We start from the raw sequence: 3,632 nt of genomic DNA, 5'->3' as shown, positions 1-3,632 counted from the left end.
GGTAGTAATTAAGCGGTGTTCAGCGGGTGATGGGAAGGTTCCCGAGGATGTTCTCGTCGGCGATGACGTCGACGGACGCGACTCGGCCGTCGGCGAAGTGGAACAGATAGAGTGCCCGAGCGACACCGTCGGAGATATAGGCGGCCGCGGGGACACCATCGATGCAGACCAGTTCGGTGGCCTTCGCTCGCCCGTTGAACACCCGGGCCACAGCATCACGGCCGACGACCTCGGGGCGGATGAGTGGGGCACCGAATTCGGCACCAGCCTCGGCGAGGCTCACGGCAGCGGGGTCGCTGCGCACTTCGATCTCCGGGTCGAGCAGCTGGAGGAGGCCGCCGAAGTCTCCTCCGCGAGCCGCTTCGAGGAAGGACGTGATGGCGGTTCCCTGCCGGTGTCGGACCTCCTCCGCATCCACTTTGCGCAGGCGTGCGCGGGCCCGGGATGCGAGCTGACGCGCAGCGACCGGGCTGCGGTCGACGATCGGGGCGATGTCGTCATAGGACAGGGCGAAGATGTCATGAAGCACCAACGCCAGTCGTTCCAAGGGACCGAGAGTGTCGAGGATGACGTGCAGCGCCACCGTGAGATCGTCTCGGAGCAGGGCGCTGTCCTCCGGTCGATCGGTGCGGACGCCGCTTCCTCCCCCACCACCTCCGGGAGTGCCGGCCGTGCCGGGTGCTTCGCCCGTCGAGTCATGGTCCGGGACTGCGTCGTCGTCCGATGCTTCCCAGTGCAGATCCTCACGCCTTGCGGCATCACGGCGAAGGGCGTCGATGCAGACTCGCGAGATGACCGTCGTCAGCCACGCCTCGAGGTTGTCGATGGCCGAGATATCGGCTCGCTGCAAACGGATCCACGCCTCCTGCACGGCATCGTCGGCGGCCCACGGGGAACCGAGGGTGCGGTGAGCGATGGCGAACATCTTCGGTCGATGCGAGGAGAACTGGTCGGCCACCTCGGCGAGGGTCTGCGGTGATGTCTCCGATGGCATTGGGATCCTGACGACGACGGCTTGTCACGTTTTCGGGCAGAGCTGCGACTCATCATTGAGTCCGGCACACGTCGGCCCGATCACCAACACCAGCCAAGGAGTCATCATGACTGTTCTGCCGTTCACCATTCTTGACGAGCTTCGCGCCACTGTCCAGGGGCGCACCTGGCTTCCCGACGACTCGGAATTCGACGAGGTCCACCGCCCGTGGAACCGGGCTGTCGACCAGAACGTCCTCGCCGTCGTCGAAGCCGCCGACGTCACCGACGTCGTCACCCTCGTGAACTGGGCCCGCGAAAGAGGCCTGTCGATCGCTACCCAGCCGACCGGACACGGAGCGACCGGGCGGGCCGACGACACGATCTTGTTGCGTACGACCCGCCTCGACCGCATCGACTTCGACCCGGCACAGCGCACGGCGACGATCGGCGCGGGTGTGAAGTCCGGCGAACTGCAGAGAGCGGCGGCAGAACACGGGCTGACCGGACTGCCGGGCAGCTCCCCGGTGGTAACCGTCGCCGGAGTCGCCCTGGGCGGTGGCCTGAGCTGGTTCGGCCGATCCTTCGGGTGGGTCGGCGACAGCATCCACGCATTCGACATCGTCGACTCTGACGGCCGCGCCCGCCGCGTCTCCGCGACCGAGGACCCGGACCTGTTCTGGGCGCTGCGCGGAGGCGGAAGCGAGCTCGTCATCGTCACCGGTCTTGAGGTCGGGCTGCAGGCCGCCCCTGACGTCTTCGGCGGACGTGTGCTCTGGGCCGGTGACCACATCAGGCAGGTCGCCGAGGTGTTCCGGACAATGACTCACACCGCTCCCGATGCGCTGACCCTGTGGTTGGAACTTCTGCATTTCCCGGGCTCGGAGCTGATGGTCGCCATCGACTCGACGTACCTCGGCGACGAGGAGGAAGCGCGTGAGCTCATGCGCCCGCTCGAGGCCCTGCCGATGCCGCTGTCGGATTCCCGGGCGCCGATGAGCGTCGCCGAGCTGGGTGCGATCACGGCCGAACCGACCGATCCCGGAGTCGGCAGCTCCCGCGCCGAGCTGCTCACGTCCCTTGACGATGACACCCTGGACACGCTCCTCGATTCGCCCATCGACCCGCTTCTGTCGGTGCAGGTCAGGCACCTCGGCGGCGCGTTGGCGCAGCCGACCGACAACCCGCACGGCGCCCTGGACGAGCCGTACAGCGTCTATATGTTCGGTCTTCCCGTCACCGAGGCGGCCGCGGAGTCGATCGAGCAGAAGCAGGCCGATCTGGCGCGGGCATTGCCTGCCAGTGGACGCAAACCCGTCACTTTCCTCAATCCACACGAGGGCCTCGCCGACGCTTTGCCCGCAGAGTCCCTGGCACGCCTGCGCCAACTCAAAGAAGAGCGTGACCCGGGTCGGGTCTTCCGCGGCAACTTCAGCATCGCCGACTGACCGCTCTCCCCGCCCGATGCCCTCGAACTACCCGTCGGTGGCCCAGCAACCTCGCGCGAGGTTGCTGGGCCACCGTCGGCCGCGCCTCTGAATCACCGTGACGTCGCTGAATGCGCCCAGAGCAGTACGTACTCAGTGACGTCGCGGTCGTCTGGCAGAACGCTGAACGGCGAAGGTCTCAGCCGCCGAAACTCTCCAAGAGCGCGATCACAGACTCTTTTCCGAGCTGATTCGCCGCGAGCGGACTGTCTCCGGTCAGGAGGTTGCGGTCGCGTGTGGTGGCACCGGTCATCTCATCGTTGATGATCTCGATGCCATCCTTCTTCAACGTCTCGCCGAGAGCCCATGGCATCTCACCAGGCAGATAGCCGATGTCGAGGTTCGCCCCGAAGTCGAGTGCGTCCGGAAACGCGGTGACACGGTAGCCGGCAAAGGGATTCGTGGAGCGACCGAGGCCCGCGGCCAACAACGCCGCCGGACCATGACAGAGGGTGATGATGAGCCTGTCGTTGTCCAGGAAGAAGTCCAGGGCAGCCTGCACGTCCTGGTCGAAGGGGATGACGTTCATGGCACCGTGGCCGCCCGGGATGAAGATCGCGGCGTAGTCGTCGAGGCCGTTCGCGATGACGTCGGAGAGCCTCAGCGGAGCCTTGAATTTCGCCTCGGCGCTCGACCATGCCGACGCGATGGCCTCGTCCTGCCCGGGGTAGGCCCACCATTCGAATTTTCCGGGTCCGCCGCTGACGGAGGCCACGTCGATCTCGTAGCCAGCCTCGGCCATGTGGTGGAGTGGCAGCAGCGTCTCGACGGGATGGTTGCCGGTGGAGAAGAACGTGCCATTCTTCATGAGCATGTACCGCTCGTCGGTGGCGATCGTGAGGATCTTCCACTTCCCGCCCGTGTATGTCTCCTCGGTGACGGGGCCGTCGAAGTCGGTCCTGCTCGACGTGTACTGGGAGAGCGAGTAGGCGCTCGGGAAGAAGGCGTTGGCCTCCGCCTGATCGGGCACCGGGCTCCGGTCCTGAGATTTGTCGCTGTCAGTCATGTCTTCACCTTTCGCTCGCGTGGCTCACTTGCATGTCGGTGTCGTCGGTGCATCGACTGACCTGTCAGCATACGACACACGGAGAGACGCCGCCAACGACTCGGCCCAACGGGCACAGGAGGATAAGCCGATCGCTGGACCCCACCCCTCCCAGTACTACCTGACGG

At 65.9% G+C, this 3,632-nt stretch carries 3 protein-coding genes; 1 reads left to right on the top strand and 2 read right to left on the bottom strand.

Annotated features, from left to right (window positions below; translation table 11 throughout):
• Nucleotides 1-19: 19 nt before the first annotated feature.
• A complete protein-coding gene (locus ACSBQT_RS17790; RefSeq protein WP_435002202.1) occupies nucleotides 20-994 on the bottom strand; it encodes a sigma-70 family RNA polymerase sigma factor in 975 nt (324 codons plus the stop codon).
• 106 nt (nucleotides 995-1,100) lie between these two features.
• On the opposite strand from ACSBQT_RS17790, the gene ACSBQT_RS17785 reads away from it, so the two are divergent.
• Nucleotides 1,101-2,420 carry an FAD-binding oxidoreductase gene (locus ACSBQT_RS17785; RefSeq protein ID WP_435002201.1) on the top strand — a complete coding sequence of 440 codons (1,320 nt, stop codon included), beginning with the start codon at nucleotides 1,101-1,103 and terminating at the stop codon, nucleotides 2,418-2,420.
• 178 nt (nucleotides 2,421-2,598) lie between these two features.
• On the opposite strand, the gene hchA is transcribed toward ACSBQT_RS17785, so the two are convergent.
• Complete coding sequence (gene hchA, locus ACSBQT_RS17780; RefSeq protein ID WP_410709738.1) at nucleotides 2,599-3,465, bottom strand: glyoxalase III HchA; 867 nt, start codon at nucleotides 3,463-3,465, stop codon at nucleotides 2,599-2,601.
• Nucleotides 3,466-3,632 lie beyond the last annotated feature (167 nt).

Source organism: Brevibacterium sp. H602, assembly GCF_051172395.1.
Taxonomy (GTDB): domain Bacteria; phylum Actinomycetota; class Actinomycetes; order Actinomycetales; family Brevibacteriaceae; genus Brevibacterium.
Note: the sequence above shows the minus strand (reverse complement) of the source record. Positions and strands in the feature narration are given on the sequence as shown.